The organism is Candidatus Lokiarchaeum ossiferum (genome assembly GCA_025839675.1).
Taxonomy (GTDB): Archaea; Asgardarchaeota; Lokiarchaeia; order Sigyniarchaeales; family Promethearchaeaceae; genus Lokiarchaeum; species Lokiarchaeum ossiferum.
This window is the reverse complement of record CP104013.1, coordinates 4,516,983-4,532,280: the sequence shown is the minus strand read 5'-3', so window position 1 is coordinate 4,532,280 and position 15,298 is coordinate 4,516,983. Positions and strand designations below refer to the sequence as shown.

The window sequence follows — 15,298 nt, the reverse complement described above, 5'->3', positions numbered from 1 at the left end:
AGGCAATGAAGATGGATGAAACCGTGTCCCAAATCTTACAAATAGAACATTTCAGTTTCCATATTCAAAACCAACCGTATTGTATCCCTCTAGAGCATATCCATGAGGTCATTCCAGCACCATATATTACAAAAATTCCCTCTCATAACGAATTTGTAAAGGGGATAATAAATTATCGCGGAATTATCGTAGAACTATTAGATTTTCCCCTTTTTCTTGGATTTGATGAACCAGTTAATTCTTTTACAAAAATTATAATTTATAAGAAAGAGAATTTGTTGAAAGGAATTTTAATTGGAAAAAAGGTAAGAATCTTAAGAGGATTAATTCAAACATTCCCACTTCCAATTCTCTTCAAAAATATGCCAAATAGTTTGCTAATACAGCAAGTTTTATGGGATGAACACACCCTTTTTTATGAATTGAACATGAACCACCACCTTTTTTCATAAAAAAAAATAAAAGTGAGTACTGATGAAAACAGTTGTAATTGTTGATGATGCTGAATTTATGCGTAAAGTTGTCGGAAAAATCCTAAAAGAACTGCAAATGGAAATTGTTGGAGAAGGAGAAACAGGAGATGAGGGAATTGCCCTATATAAATCTCATCATCCAGATTTAATTACAATGGATCTTACTATGCCCAATAAAAGCGGATTGGAAGCCATTGAAGAGATTATGAAATTTGATCCGAAAGCAAAAATTCTCGTCGTAAGTTCGATCGGTTCAGATTTAATCATCATGCAAGCAATGGATTTGGGAGCGAAAGATTTTGTCGTAAAACCTTTTAAAAAGGAACAGCTTTGTAAAGCCGTCCAAAATATTATTGATTTAAATTAAAAAGAGGAATATTTTATGGTAAATTACAATGATATTGACCCAGATCTTTTACAAATGTTCTTCCATGAAGCGAAGAAATATTTTGATATTTTGGAAGAGCAATTACAAATTCTGGAAAAAAATTTGGAAGATCCTTTGCCAATTAATGAAATTTACCGCATAGCCCATTCTTTTAAAGGAATGGCAGGAACATCAGAGTTAAAAGATTTTGAAGAATACTTCCATAAATTGGAATCTCTGATCTCCATGATTCAGAAGGGAAAAGTTCCATTTAGTCAAGAAATTTTAGATTTCTTTTATAATGAATTGGATGTTATTGATCAAGGTATAACAGCTATTGCTAATCGAACAGATTATAGTGAGAAATTAAAGATTTCGGTAGAAATAATTGAGAATAAAATCAATAAAATCGTGATTCCTGCAGAAGATATAGAGAAAGAGAAAACTAAAATAGCAAATATTTTTGCTAAGTATGGCCTGGTGGATTTTGGAGAATTTAATCCTGAAAAGTGCGGATCTAATCCGATCAAGCAAATTACCATAACTATGAATGAAAAAGCTCCGGCAAAAGTAGTCCGAGTTATGATCATCACAAAAAAGATTCAAAAGTATGGTAAAATCATATATTCACATCCCACTCCAGATGTTATTTTTCAAGGAAAATTCAAAACAGAATTTAAGCTCATTTTTCAGACTGAAAGTGCTTCAGATCTAATACAAAAGATGATTTTTGAAGTCATGGATGTGGTAAAAGTTGAAGTATTGGATCTTTCAGCAGACGAAGTGAAAAAAGCGATACTTCCAGAGAAAACGGTTACTGATGTGACTATTGTCTCTAGTAAAGCAGTTGAAGACACTTTAAAAAGAATTCAAGGAATTGAGGTCGAGTTTTCCACTTTGGACAAATTATATGGACAGTTTATGGAATTACTTATTAGATCGCGAAAATTAGAATCAGAATTATCGACCTTTGGTGATTTAACTGTACATGAATTGCTTTTTGAAATGCATAGTTTTATGGAAAGTTTACAAGGAACGGTACTGGAACTTCAACTTCTCCCGATTGCAAAAATTTTGCGTATTTTTCCACGTATGGTCCGGAATATAGCAAAACAAAAGCAAAAAGAAATAAATTTCATAATTAATCACAATAATATTAAAATTGAACAGCAAATTTTAACTGAATTAGGGAATGTCATAAATCACCTTCTCAGAAATTCTGTGGATCATGGAATAGAATCACAAGAAGAACGATTAGCAGCAGGAAAAAATTCAACCGGAGAAATTTCCATTACAACAAAAATTTCTCGGGGAAATTTTCTAATGATTATTGAAGATGATGGAAAGGGCATAGATGCAACCAAAATTGCCGAAAAAGCTCTTAAGATGGGAATTAAAACTCAACAAGAACTCAATGAAATGAAAAACGAGGAGATAATTGATTTGATTTTCGCACCCAACTTTAGCACAGCTAAAGAAATATCCAATATTTCAGGACGAGGAATGGGAATGAATATTGTTAGAGAATCAGTTCAGAAAGTGGGAGGAGAAATTCAAATTGAAACAGTAGTGCATGAAGGAACTCGATTTATTATTAAAATACCCCTCTCTAAATCTTTAATTTCTGTGTTAGTGGTGAAGAATGATGACCAATTTATATCCATTCCTTTGGATATTATATCTAGCATAATCGAAGTAAATGGAGAACATATTTCACCCATTGATCAAGGATCCTGGAAGTTTTCAGACAATTCTGATCTTGCACACTTCAATGATATGATTATATATGATCTAGGAGACTTTTTTAATATATACGAGGAAACCAGTGAAAACCAGCATAAAATTAGAACTGAAAACAAAATAATCGTAATTAACCATCAAAACCAAAATATTGGATTGTTAGTGGATATCGTTGTTGAAAAAGCAGATGTAATATTAAAAAAAATGGATTTTATTCGAAAATCAATCAAAGGAGTTTCAGGAGCAGCAATTTTAAAAAATGGAGTTGTTTCGTTAATCCTCAACCCGATAAAAGTATTAGAATCAAGTAAATTTAACGATAAACAAAAAAAAAGGGATTAAATCGCAACAATAGATGATCATTATGTTAACAAGTTCTTATCTAACATTCCAGTTGAATTCGACCAATTTCTTTATCAAATCTTGTAATGTAATTGAAATATTAGATAAAATCATAGTGTCCCCCACCCCATCCATAATTTCACAATGTGAAGGATTGTGTATTTTTCGGGAGCAACTAATCCCAATAATAAATTTTGATAAAATTCTATTTCAAACTAAAACTGAACCGCTGGATAATCAAAAAAAGTTTTCTAAAGTAATCATTGCCTCATTCAGGGATGTCATTTTTGGGTTTAAAGTTGACCGTATATCTAAATTACTTGAAAATATTCCAAAATTTCCCATCTCAACCGACAATTTAAGTTTTCCAAATATCCAAATGGGATACATTGATTCCGTTATAAATATTCAAAATAAAACAATTTTTTCGATCAATTTTGCAAAGATATTCCAGTGCATTTTTGATTTCCAGTAATTATCTTAGAAATTCTTCATGAAACTCAAACCAATTTAATTGTTAATAACTCAATCACCTTGAAATATTAGAAGATTAACTATTGTAGATTTTTAACCATCAGTTCTTAAAATTGAAGTACATTGCTGTAAAAAATCTTCCAAAATAATTGAGGGAAACAATAAATCAGAAGAATATTTTTGAACCACATTTTCCCATTTCGATGGTAATGAAAAGCCCGCACGATCTTTATGGCCACCACCGCCGAAAATTTCTGCCAAACGATGAGCAAAATCTTTAGAAGTGCGAATATTCAGATATTTTTCACGAACCGACAAACCTAAAATTAAATCTACTTCAGGATACAATAAACGCAAATTAGATGTTATCTCCCCTGATCTTAAATCAGCCCAAGCAGCGATCACGGAATACCCGAGAAATTTTGATTGAATTTTTGATTTTGAAATTAGGGAAATCTGATCAGAATACCATTTCTTAATTGAAATCATAGCTTTTGGTAATTGTTGGAGAAATATCTTCCATGAAATGGGATCATTCATGCAATCTAAAAGATCATAAATTTTTTTTTCATCATTTTGATAAAAAGAAATGTATTGATTAAGGTTTTGGGCAATATCACAATTTATTGTAATATTATCGCTTTTAAAATCCATTAAATGGGCATAATAAACAAGTTGGTCCCAAAAAGAAGATTTAAGTAAAGGATAAGTCTCATAGATCAAGTCTGCAGTACACTTTCGTGTTATATCTGAAAGAGAATTAGATGCTTCTTTTTCAATTGCCTTATATCTAGATGGATTAACAATAATATTGAAATAATTGTTTAAAATTTGCTCAATTGAGCGAGGGTAGTTCGGAAACTCATGATGATCAAAATAAACGTGTGTTTGGATCATAGGATCTGTTTTTTTAGGAAAATTTTTTTCAATTTCAGACAATATTTCATAATTTAAACCCAAATCTAAAATATAAAGAATAAAAGTGTCGGATCTGTTGGATAAAGCGCGAATTTCATTAGGTAAATTTGGATATGTTGTTAAACGAATGTTAATGCAAGAAGGGGAATAATTTTGCAGAAGTAAATATTTCTTCACAAGAGCTGCAGAAACTAAACCATCAAGATCTTCAATATGAGAAATAATGATAACAGTACGATTTTTGGTCATCATTAATAACACGATAGCATCTGTTTTTGAACTTTCGCCCAGATTAATTTTTAAATTTTTATTGTTACTCGCATTAAGCTATTCATGGAATCATGGAAAAAACCTGTGAATATTAAAAATGTCTCACCAAAAGAAGCCTTACCTGGAATTTTTATTCGAACTCTGACCTACAATGAGGATGTGACTCAATGCCACTTCATACTAAAAAAAGGAGCAAAAATACCCCTACATGACCATTTATTTTCCCAAAATGGATTTATTATTAAAGGAAAGATGAAATTCATCACCGAGAAAGGAGAATTTACAGCAGTTCCAGGAGATAGTTATATCTTTAATCAATGGGAAAAACATGGTGCAGAAGTTTTGGAAGATACTGAATTATTAGAAACATTTTCTCCTACCAGAAAGGAATATTACCCCACAGATGAACAATATCTTCCCAACAAGGACGATTTTCTTTAAAAAACCTTTTTTATATCTCCCATTTTCCAGCACGATAAATTATTTTTCCATCAGCTTCAATGTAGGATTCTCGGGATTTCATATCCTTTAATAAATCCCAATGTATAGCCGATTTGGATAAGCTCCCCGTTTCACCATACCCCATTCCTAGTGCCATATGTATGGTACCACCCATTTTTTCATCAAAGAGCATATTTTTGGAAAACTTAGTAATTCCATAGTTGGTTCCGATAGCAAATTCGCCAATTCCATTAGCACCTTTTATTTTCAAAATACTAACTAACAATTTCTGACCTTTAGATGCTGTTGCTTTCACAATCTTGCCTTCTTTGAATTCTAAATAAATGTTTTCAATTTCTTTACTTTGATATATTCCCGGGAAACTGAATCGAATATGACCATTTATTGAATCTTCCAGAGGACCTGTGAAAACTTCTCCATCAGGTAAATTTACATGACCGCAACAATTGACCCATGTTCGACCCTTAACAGAAAGCTTTAAATCCGTATCTTCACCCACAACATGTAGAATATCCACCTGATTTAAATAATCAACATAATTTTGTTGGTCTCCTTCAATTTGCTTCCATTGATCAGCAGGATTTTCATAATTTAAATACAAAGCATTTGATATAAATTCATGATATGCAAATAATCCCATTCCAGCATCTTGTGCTAGAGCTTCACAAGGGTAGGGTACGATGAGCCATTGAAATTCACCTTTAGTCACACGATTCTCGGCTAATTCATCTAAACGAACACGCTCAGGACTCGATTCAAAGGTGGAAATTTTATTGCTATCAATTAATTCAAGCTGTCGTGTATTTGTACTACCCATAATGTATACTTCCTTATCAAAATCCAAAGAATAGGGTTTTACGAAGGGATCAACATATTCGAGTTGCTCTTTACTAGCATAGGTATAAAAAATTTCCTCAATTTGAGGTAATTTTTGATAAATGGTTGGATGAGCCCCTGATTCTAAAATTTCTTTAAATAAAGCATATGTGAGATCTTGAGCCATTACATTACCCGAAATAAGAACTTTCTGGCCCGGCTGAACATTTAACGAATATTTAATAGATAAGTGAGCTAATTTGGAAAGAAATAAACCCATAACAAATTAGAATATTATTAAATTAAAAAAGTTGAATAATCAAGAAGAAGAAAAATATGAACCTTTAATATCAAAGCATAGATGAGATGATTTTTAAGGTGTCATAGATATTCCTTCCAAAAACAATAAATCTGATTTGGAATTAGAGTTAATTGAAGATCGACTGATATCTTGAGATTTTGAACCGATTTTCTCCTTTTGGCCATGATTTTTTCCATGATGCGCGAACCTTCCACTAGTTTTAATTTTTTCGTTGTAATAATAATATAACATGATAATCCCCTTTCAAAATTCAAAACCTTAGATGATGAAAAAACATCCTTGGCCCATTAATAGAAAATTAAAATTTTGACTATAAAAAAGTTATTAAAATTCGGGAAAAAAATTATTAATGTAGTTCCGTTTTTCATGAACTTCATGAACTTTCTAAAAAATTTTTGGAAATCTGACAAAATAGTCAATATTAATAGTTGAAAAATAATATAAAATTAAAAAAGAGGTATCAATCGAAATTGCAAAATATCAATCAACTACTTTTAGACCAGAAAATTGAAGAAGACAACCAGCAATATTTCAAAAATTTACCTTCCTACTATCAAGAATGTATTGAATCAAATGATAAGAAGATAAAACAACTTGGAGAAAAAGGGCTTAGTCTGCTGGAAAAATATTTCTCGCATTTACTTTAAGGAGATTTTGTACTTTAAATTATACAAAGAACAAATCAATTTAGGCCATTTTTTTCATTAAAATTACGTCTAGAGATAAGCGAGATGTTTGAATCAGATTTTTAAGATGAATTGTTTAATTATAAGATCTTTTGGCGAGATATTATCCTACATTTCCAATGCTAAAAATTGGGCTCATAAAGATTTCTTATTAACTTAGATTTCTAATTCACTTATGGGGCATTTTTTAACAAATTTCAATATTATTGAAGGGATCATGTTTATTCGAAATGAATTAGCAACCTTTGGTGTCTTCTACAGAGGTGTTATATTTGCAATTGCGACAATGATCATTGGTTCAGGGTTATTATTGATGTTTAAATCAATAGCTTTGCTTGGAAAATCACTTTATGGAAAATTAAATAAGCCTTATGAGGGACTTCGATAAGCCGAGAAGTGTTTTTTTAGTATATATACTTGGATAAAAATGAATTCAATAAAAAATCAGGCCTAATCACTTATTTTTCTAATAATTTTTAATCGTTTTGAATATTTCCCTCGAATTTTGAGATCATATCTCAATAATGCGTTGAGAATTATATCATTTAGAAAATCAGAATACTCAATTCCGATATGGTTAGCTGCTAAAGCAGATTTTCCATCAGGAAGAAGACTAGTTAAAGGATTAATTTCATGAAGAAGAAGATTTTGTGTTTTTTCATCAACCAAAAAGACAGCCATGGCAAAATCACGACAATTACAAAAATTATATGCTTTATGTGCAACTTTACGAGCTCGTTTGATTAAAGGTTCAGTCATTTCGAGAAATTTTAAGTTTAGATCTTTGTATTGTAGTTTTAGGGAATCTTCCAAAGATGTATTTTCCGGAAGTAGATATTCCAACGCAGGCAAGAATTGAATATTATCTGTCAGGTCATTTCCAATGATGGGGAGATATATTTTTCTTCCTTGGATTACTTCTTCTATCATTACATACGAGAACTTTACTTTTTTTGTAAAAGTTGTTAATATCTCGGAAAGAACCGTAGGATTGGGAGCTAATTGATCAGTAACTTCATCTTGGTGAATTCCTTCATAGAAAAATTTAACCAACAACGGATATTTAAGTTTCCGATCGATTGGAGGTAATTTTCCCCCTTGAATCTTTAACATTTGAAAACGAGGGGTTGCAATGAAATTAAGTTGAAGTATAGATTTAAATAAAGCCTTATTTTTGCAAATACTCACCGAATCCATTGGAGAGCCAATAAAAGGAACATGTACTAAATCAAAAAGAGCAATATAATGTGCAGGTAAATTTTGTGTGGCGGATTTTCCGGCAGTGTTAAATATTAAATCAAATTTTCCGATTTGTAATAATGAAGGAAGATTTTCGTTGGGAATTAAATATTCAATCTGGTTATCATATTCTTCCAAGGCTTGTTGAAGAATTACGAGAGGTGAAATAATTTGCCGCTGATCATCTGGAAGTTTTTCCAACAACTCATTGTCAATTTCGGATTTGTGTTCCTTTTGATTTTTCTTGTCAATGGTTTTTTTTATTTCCCAAAGCTTCTCATCAATAATTACGGCAATAAACATTTTTTGATCAATAAAACTAACTTGAAATGCATGAAAAACTTAACGAAAAACTAGTTTTCGTTAGCATACGATGTCGATGAAAATCGACATAAAAATCTAGACTGGAATTATTCATTTTTTATTGAACAAAATCCTTTATTTGAACATTATTCCTTAAAAGAACTCAAGCATTACATAATTAATCATTCTAAAGGGTTATTTGAAAAATGCTATCAGGAAAAAAAATAGTCATATTCTTTTTTATTCAATTTATTTTATTAGCTCCAACAATAAATACTGCAAGTTCCCAAGAAAATGAGCCTATAAAAATCCTTTTTATCGGAAGTAGCTATTTCGCGTATAATAATCTGCCTAGATTATTTGATAACTTCGCAAAAGAGGCGGGAAAAAATGTTTCAATTAGCACAATTGATCCTTTGGGAACATACTTATATGATCATGCATTCAGCGAATCCACCGCAACCAAAATAAAAGAAAAAAAATGGAATATCGTAATTTTACAAGGAATTGGAGCACTAACGGCCTATCCCCAAAATTATACAAATAAACCAGTTGATGAAGCATTAAGTATATTGAGAGAAAAAATACTGCTTAATAATCCATCCACGAGAATAATATTTTGTTTACCTTGGGCATTTGAAGATGGAATGACTTGGAAAGCGGGTTGGGATGATAATTATGAAGAAATGCAACTTAAAATAAATAGTCAAACAATTAAACTTTCTGGGAAAATTGGATTTACTACTGCCCCTGTTGGAATTGCATGGAATACCGCAATTAATGAAAAAAACCATCCGCTTCACTATTTACATCTAAGTGATTGGAATCACCCATCATTGAATGGCACATATTTGATGAATTGTGTAATTTACTCATCGATTTTTCAAGAAAATTGTACAGGTAATTCATTTCATGATGAATTGGAAGAAGAAGACGCGATGTACTTACAAGATGTTGCTTCGCGTACAGTTATAGAAAATTTAAGTTTTATGAATTTAAATGGCAGTATTTCAGAAATAAAAGGAAATTGGAATCAAATTAACGACTCAACTGCAGGGAAATCAATTAACGGAATGAATATTTTTATTATAATGGTACTTGCTAGCTCCAGCTTATCAATTATCATTCTCCAATCGAGAAGAAAATTAAAGTTATTAAAAAAATTGGAAGAAAAGAATCAATAACTTTCAAAAAAAATCAAGGATCAACTTCTTTTTTCACTCCATTTTATATTATTGTGATATAAAGCAATTACTGGTTCAAAAAATGAAATACTACAATTTTCCTTTTACAGCAATTTGTGGTCAAGAACAAATGAAAAAAGCGCTAATCCTAAATATCATCGATCCAAAAATAGGAGGCGTTTTACTTACAGGGCAACAGGGAACAGGAAAGAGTACTGCGGTTCGATCTATGATCGATATATTACCAGAAATAGAAGTTCATAAGGGCTGTCAATTTCAATGCAATTTGACTGATGATCCTTCCGATAATTGGTGTGATTTTTGTAGAGACCAAAACCCACAAAAATTAAGAAAACCAATCAATCTTGTGAATCTTCCCTTGGGTGCCACTGAAGAGATGGTAATAGGCTCATTAGATATAGAAAAAATAATCCGTGAAGGGAAACGAGCCATCCAACCTGGATTACTAGCCAAGGCGAACCGAGGTATTTTGTATGTCGATGAAATTAACTTGCTCCCGGATCATCTTGTGGACATTCTCCTTGATGTATCAGCTTCACGAATTAATATTATTGAACGTGAAGGTGTTTCTTTAGAACATCCATCTGCATTTATTTTGGTTGGTTCTATGAACCCAGAGGAAGGGGAGTTACGACCTCAAATTTCCGATCGTCTAGGCTTAGAAGTTCAAATAAAAGCCCCCACCGATCCGCAACTTCGTGCAGAAATATCTATTCGCGTTTTGGAATTTGAGGATCAACCAGAAAAATTTATCCAAAAGTACTCAATCCCCCAAGAAAAATTGAAACAACAAATTCAAAGTGCTAAAAAAAAAATCGCAGAGGTTATCATTCCTGAGGAATTATACGCTCAAGTCGCAATATTAATTTTAAAACTAGGCTTATATTCACAAAGAGCAGATATTACATTTATTAGATGTGCAAGAGCCCATGCTGCATTTAAACAACGAACAGAAATCTCCAAAGAAGATCTTTGGGAAGCATCCAATCTAGTATTTAATCATCGAGTGAAAAGATTTGATGAATCAATATCTCCTGAAATATTGGAGACATATTTTAATGAAATCTTTAACGATTATAAATAGCAATAAAGGAAGGAAGATTTTCATGACAACATTCAATGTAGTAGGAATAGGAACAGTGACTATTTTACGAGGAACACTTTCCTGCAATATTTCAGTATCCCCTGCATTTTTTATAAGAAAATTTCGCAATTATTTAATAAAATTTCCACAAAGCATCTTGGATATACTAAAAACAGCCATTTTATCGAAAAATACTGAGTTTCAATACAAGGAGATTTATTATCACACGTTAATCGACTTTTTTACCAAAATTCAAAATGGCAAAGATCAAGATCGAAAATCAACTCTCCAAGAACAAGAGACTTCAATTCACAAAGCAATCTCGAATATATCCAATAATGGAAAAATTCATTCCTTTATGGAAAAAAGGAATAAAAATCAAAATTATCCTGTTGAAATCTCAACAATCAATAACAAAGTTTCTGAAAAATCAATTCAAACTCAGTTTGGCAAAATTAATCGATTGATTGAGGATGGTAAATTTCAAGAAGCAAAATCAATAATAACCCTAACCCTATCTCAATTACGTTTTTTAAAGAATATGGATGAAATTGAACAGCGATTAATGGTTTGCCAAACGTACATTGAATTGGTAGAAGATTTAAATCAAATAAAGGATTTAATCAAAAGGAAAGAATTTGATCATGCAATAACCCAATTAAAGGATAGGCAAAAGTTTATTGATAAATTAGATCTTTCTATGGAACTTTTTAACCATATAAACTATGAATATTTAAGCATAACTCGTAAATTAAAAGATGAACGGCGAAAAGCGCTAAGTACTATTTCTGATACTATTATTCAAATCACAAATTTACTTCGGATCGCAGAATATAATACAAGTTATCATTTACTGCAAAAAATCACCACATTAGCATCAAATTGGAAATTTTCTCATATTTCCGACAAAATCCATGACCTAGAACAGAATGTAAGGAATGAACAAATAATTCTTTCTGAATTACTTACTTTTGCACAGCTCCACATTACTCGAATTCATATTTCCGAACTAATGCAAAAAACAAGCCTGTCTGAAGAAAAAATTGAGAAAATTGTAAAGAAATTTATTTCCGATAAAATTATTCACGCAAAATTTGATCCAAACACAAAAGGTATTGAATTTCAACACTTTCAGCAAGAAATTGATAATTTAATGCAAAATTTTCATGATTGGGAAACAGATTCCAATTCTAAAAAAACAGAATAAAATTTAGTGTTGATTGTTGAAACGACATGATAGATTGTAATAGGCTTCAAAATTTTCATAAAAATCTTGCCCATCTGTGGTAATTTCATAAAATAGGTGAAAATCCTTTCCAGGATGAGTTTTTTCTTCAATCAAATTCAATTCTTTTAATGAATCTAAAACGCGTTTACAATCAAAATATTGACGATTGATTTTCTTATAGAAATAACTCGCAGGCATACATCCTTGGTCACAAATTTTATTGTGATTTAGACAATTGAAGCAATCAATATCGGTGTAAGAAAGATCACATGGATACTTGAATTTTTTTCGATGATAAAGCCAATTGAGAAAGAGAAACTGCCGCATAGTGAGGAGCTTGATTTGTGTTTCGTCCATAGTGTACCCTTTTTGTCGATTTCTTTAAATATAAGTCGCTATCCATAAAATTGTATAATTTAATATGTTAGCCGAAGATTAAATAAACTACGATGTTATGGTTGATTTTCAACCATCGATTATTTGTTTCTTCAGATCTAAGATCAATCGTGGAACATATTGTATATAGTTCACATGTTGGAATAAAATCCAATTTTTCTTAGAAAATTTCTCATTTCTCTTGTATTTGGGAAAATACAAATCGTTTTATTACAAAAATGAAAAAAAAAACATCAGTGGCTCTTCCAACATAGCTTAAATCACTTGGAATTTAACCGAAAATATTTTATCAAAGCACTTGTAGATGAATCATGTTGTAAATCTTCAGATGATATTAACTCCGGAATGATCTTATTTGCGAGAACTTTTCCTAATTGCACTCCCCATTGATCAAAAGAATAAATGTCCCAAATCACCCCTTGCACAAAGATTTTATGCTCGTACATCGCGATAAGTTTCCCTAATACCTGTGGAGTTAATTTTTGAGCCAAGATAGAGGTGGAGGGTCGATTTCCTTCAAATACCTTATGAGGTAAAATCGATTCAGGAACACCTTCCCTACGTAATTCCATAGTAGACTTACCAAAAGCCAGAGCTTCCGGTTGAGCAAAGAAGTTGGACATCAATTTGATATGGTGATCCCCTAGGGGGTTATGAGATTGCGCAAACCCAATGAAATCACAAGGAATCAGTTTTGTACCTTGATGAATTAATTGGTAGAACGCATGTTGGCCATTAGTTCCAGGTTCACCCCAAATTATCGGTCCAGTCTGATAATTAACGCGTTCTCCTGATTTTGTGATGTATTTTCCATTCGATTCCATATCCCCCTGCTGAAAATAAGTCGCAAACAAATGCATATATTGATCATAGGGTAAAATGGCTTGAGTTTCAGCTTCAAAGAAATTATTATACCAAATACCTAACAACGCCATGATCACGGGAATATTTTGCTGGAAAGGAGCCGAACGAAAGTGTTGATCCATGGCGTGAAAACCCTTCAATAATTCATGGTGATTTTCCTTCCCGATCGCTAAGAGTACGGATAAACCAATCGCTGAGGTAACCGAATATCTTCCCCCAACCCAATCCCAAAATTCAAACATATTTATAGGATCAATTCCAAAGTCTTGAACACCCTTAGAATTCGTAGATAAAGCAACAAAATGTTTCGCAACAGCGCTTGGATCATGCAGAGAGGAAAGTAACCAATTTTTTGCAGAACGCGCATTGGTCATTGTCTCCTGGGTTGTAAAAGTTTTCGAAGCAATAATGAATAAACTTTCTTCTGGATCTATTTGGTTGAATACTTCTGCGATATGAGTCCCATCAACATTTGAAACAAAGAAAAATCGCATTTTTCGGGAAGAATAAGGTTTGAGTGCTTCATAAATCATATGAGGACCTAAATCCGAACCCCCAATTCCAATATTAATAATATTCTTTATTTGCTTTCCAGTATGACCCTTCCACTCTCCAGAACGAATTCGATCTGCAAAATCATACATTTTATTCAAAACAGCATTCACAGCGGGCATTACATCTTGCCCATCCACAAAGATCGGAGTTGAAGCAGTATTGCGCAGCGCAACATGCAAAACCGGACGATCTTCCGTCACATTAATTTTTTCCCCTGTAAACATGCGTTCAATTTCCATTTTGAGATTGCATTTCTCAGCTAAGTGCATCAACAAATCCATTGTTTCTTTAGTTATTCTATTTTTTGAATAATCAAAATAGATATCTTCATCGGTAATAGTAAATGCACTCGCTCTCTCAGGATCTTTTTGAAATAACTCTTTCAAATGTATATCTTTTATCTGAGCAAAATGTGCTTGCAAGTTGTGCCATTCGGGCATTTCGGTAAGTTTTGATCTCATTTTTTTTCTACAATGTAAGTAAGTTCTTTTAACAAAAGAAGATTGTCACTCTTATGATTCCCTCAATTGAATGGATTGCAGAAAAAAATATCGTAAAAATGATTGATCAAACCCAGTTACCTGGAAAATTAGTTTTTTTAGAATTTACTACCTTCCAAGAAGTCGCAACTTCGATAAAAGTGATGAATATCCGTGGGGCCCCAGCTATTGGAGTCGCAGCCGCGATGGGAATGGCTTTGGCAACAATTGAATTTCAAAAGCTTCCATATAACGATTTTGTCCAGCAAATGAATCATGCAGCAAAAATAATAACAGCAACACGTCCGACGGCAGTTAATCTGTTTTGGGCAGTGGATCGCATTCAAAAATTGATTCAGAGATCAGGACAAGATGTTGTCAAAATTTCCGAGATTATCATAAAAGAAGCTCAAACGATGTGGCAAGAAGATATTGACACCAATCGAAAGATGGGAATGCACGGGGCGAGTTTATTGGAAGAAGGTGATACTGTCTTGACTCATTGTAATGCGGGGTCTTTAGCCACTGTTCTCTATGGTACGGCTTTAGCACCAATTCGATGGGCTATTGAGGAAGAAGGAAAAAAGATTCAAGTAATAGCCGATGAAACACGCCCCCGTTTACAAGGTGCCCGATTAACCGCATGGGAACTTCAATACGATAAAATCCCCGTCAAAGTCGAATCCGATAATGCAGCAGGTTTAATGATGCGCCTCGGAAAAATTCAAAAAGTAATTGTGGGTGCAGATCGGATTGTTCGTGATACAGTGTTTAATAAAATTGGCACATATATGGTAGCCATGGCTGCGAAATATCATAATATCCCAATGTATGTGGTAGCACCTCGAAGTACTCTATCCATGAATGAGACAGAAAAAGATGTGATTATTGAACAACGTGATGGCCAGTTCGAAGTCGGACAGATAATGGGTCGCATTAAAACGCCAATTGTACCTGAAGGTGTCGAATGTATTAATTACGCTTTTGATGGAACTCCAATGGAATTAATTACCGCAATAATTACGGAAGATGGAGTCTTTACCCCAGAAGAATTAGTAAAAAAATATCAATAAAA

Annotated in this window: 17 protein-coding genes; 11 read left to right on the top strand and 6 right to left on the bottom strand. The window is 32.4% G+C overall.

The genetic code is table 11. The annotated features are described in order from the left end of the window. The first annotated feature begins 5 nt into the window (after positions 1 to 5). The 4 genes from NEF87_RS19470 to NEF87_RS19455 are packed head-to-tail and all read left to right on the top strand — an operon-like array spanning position 6 to position 3,397. Positions 6 to 452, top strand: coding sequence for a chemotaxis protein CheW (locus NEF87_RS19470; RefSeq protein WP_457917143.1), 447 nt, complete (start codon positions 6 to 8; stop codon positions 450 to 452). A gap of 22 nt (positions 453 to 474) precedes the next feature. After that, the gene (locus NEF87_RS19465; RefSeq protein WP_371803145.1) at positions 475 to 840 is read left to right on the top strand and encodes a response regulator; all 366 of its coding nucleotides are present in this window, start codon (positions 475 to 477) and stop codon (positions 838 to 840) included. 15 nt (positions 841 to 855) lie between these two features. Next, a complete protein-coding gene (locus NEF87_RS19460; RefSeq protein WP_457917142.1) occupies positions 856 to 2,922 on the top strand; it encodes an ATP-binding protein in 2,067 nt (688 codons plus the stop codon). A gap of 22 nt (positions 2,923 to 2,944) precedes the next feature. Beyond that, on the top strand, positions 2,945 to 3,397 hold the full coding sequence (locus NEF87_RS19455) for a chemotaxis protein CheW (protein WP_457917141.1): 453 nt from the start codon (positions 2,945 to 2,947) through the stop codon (positions 3,395 to 3,397). A 92-nt stretch (positions 3,398 to 3,489) separates the two neighbouring features. On the opposite strand, the gene NEF87_RS19450 is transcribed toward NEF87_RS19455, so the two are convergent. Continuing rightward, positions 3,490 to 4,566: a hypothetical protein gene (locus tag NEF87_RS19450; RefSeq protein WP_457917140.1), complete on the bottom strand. Its 1,077-nt coding sequence runs from the start codon at positions 4,564 to 4,566 to the stop codon at positions 3,490 to 3,492. Positions 4,567 to 4,647: 81 nt separating this feature from the next. Here NEF87_RS19450 and NEF87_RS19445 point away from each other — a divergent pair, with 81 nt between their 5' ends. Continuing rightward, positions 4,648 to 5,025, top strand: a complete 378-nt coding sequence (locus tag NEF87_RS19445; protein WP_457917139.1) for a cupin domain-containing protein — start codon at positions 4,648 to 4,650, stop codon at positions 5,023 to 5,025. A 10-nt stretch (positions 5,026 to 5,035) separates the two neighbouring features. Here NEF87_RS19445 and NEF87_RS19440 read toward each other — a convergent pair whose 3' ends face one another. Next, positions 5,036 to 6,142 carry an aminopeptidase gene (locus tag NEF87_RS19440; protein WP_457917138.1) on the bottom strand — a complete coding sequence of 369 codons (1,107 nt, stop codon included), beginning with the start codon at positions 6,140 to 6,142 and terminating at the stop codon, positions 5,036 to 5,038. Between the two features lie 93 nt (positions 6,143 to 6,235). After that, positions 6,236 to 6,415 (bottom strand): hypothetical protein, encoded by a 180-nt coding sequence (locus NEF87_RS19435; protein WP_457917137.1) that lies wholly within the window; start codon positions 6,413 to 6,415, stop codon positions 6,236 to 6,238. Between the two features lie 197 nt (positions 6,416 to 6,612). On the opposite strand from NEF87_RS19435, the gene NEF87_RS19430 reads away from it, so the two are divergent. Both NEF87_RS19430 and NEF87_RS19425 read left to right on the top strand, forming a co-directional pair. Further along, the gene (locus tag NEF87_RS19430) at positions 6,613 to 6,831 is read left to right on the top strand and encodes a hypothetical protein (RefSeq protein WP_457917136.1); all 219 of its coding nucleotides are present in this window, start codon (positions 6,613 to 6,615) and stop codon (positions 6,829 to 6,831) included. 214 nt (positions 6,832 to 7,045) lie between these two features. After that, positions 7,046 to 7,258 carry a hypothetical protein gene (locus tag NEF87_RS19425; protein ID WP_457917135.1) on the top strand — a complete coding sequence of 71 codons (213 nt, stop codon included), beginning with the start codon at positions 7,046 to 7,048 and terminating at the stop codon, positions 7,256 to 7,258. A 62-nt stretch (positions 7,259 to 7,320) separates the two neighbouring features. Here NEF87_RS19425 and NEF87_RS19420 read toward each other — a convergent pair whose 3' ends face one another. Further along, the gene (locus NEF87_RS19420) at positions 7,321 to 8,412 is read right to left on the bottom strand and encodes a hypothetical protein (RefSeq protein WP_457917134.1); all 1,092 of its coding nucleotides are present in this window, start codon (positions 8,410 to 8,412) and stop codon (positions 7,321 to 7,323) included. A gap of 206 nt (positions 8,413 to 8,618) precedes the next feature. Between NEF87_RS19420 and NEF87_RS19415 the strand changes: the two genes are divergently transcribed. The 3 genes from NEF87_RS19415 (at position 8,619) to NEF87_RS19405 (ending at position 11,908) form a co-directional block, all read left to right on the top strand. After that, positions 8,619 to 9,596 carry a DUF4886 domain-containing protein gene (locus tag NEF87_RS19415; RefSeq protein WP_457917133.1) on the top strand — a complete coding sequence of 326 codons (978 nt, stop codon included), beginning with the start codon at positions 8,619 to 8,621 and terminating at the stop codon, positions 9,594 to 9,596. Positions 9,597 to 9,678: 82 nt separating this feature from the next. Continuing rightward, entirely contained in the window at positions 9,679 to 10,701 is a 1,023-nt protein-coding gene (locus NEF87_RS19410) for an ATP-binding protein (protein WP_457917132.1), read from the top strand. Beyond that, complete coding sequence (locus tag NEF87_RS19405) at positions 10,676 to 11,908, top strand: PCI domain-containing protein (RefSeq protein WP_457917131.1); 1,233 nt, start codon at positions 10,676 to 10,678, stop codon at positions 11,906 to 11,908. Before NEF87_RS19410 ends, NEF87_RS19405 begins: the two co-directional genes overlap by 26 nt. A gap of 3 nt (positions 11,909 to 11,911) precedes the next feature. Here the strand turns inward: NEF87_RS19405 and NEF87_RS19400 are convergent, their stop codons facing one another. Then, entirely contained in the window at positions 11,912 to 12,286 is a 375-nt protein-coding gene (locus tag NEF87_RS19400; RefSeq protein WP_457917130.1) for a hypothetical protein, read from the bottom strand. A 299-nt stretch (positions 12,287 to 12,585) separates the two neighbouring features. After that, on the bottom strand, positions 12,586 to 14,205 hold the full coding sequence (pgi, locus tag NEF87_RS19395; RefSeq protein WP_457917129.1) for a glucose-6-phosphate isomerase: 1,620 nt from the start codon (positions 14,203 to 14,205) through the stop codon (positions 12,586 to 12,588). A 53-nt stretch (positions 14,206 to 14,258) separates the two neighbouring features. Here pgi and mtnA point away from each other — a divergent pair, with 53 nt between their 5' ends. Further along, complete coding sequence (gene mtnA / locus NEF87_RS19390) at positions 14,259 to 15,296, top strand: S-methyl-5-thioribose-1-phosphate isomerase (protein WP_457917128.1); 1,038 nt, start codon at positions 14,259 to 14,261, stop codon at positions 15,294 to 15,296. Positions 15,297 to 15,298: the final 2 nt, after the last annotated feature.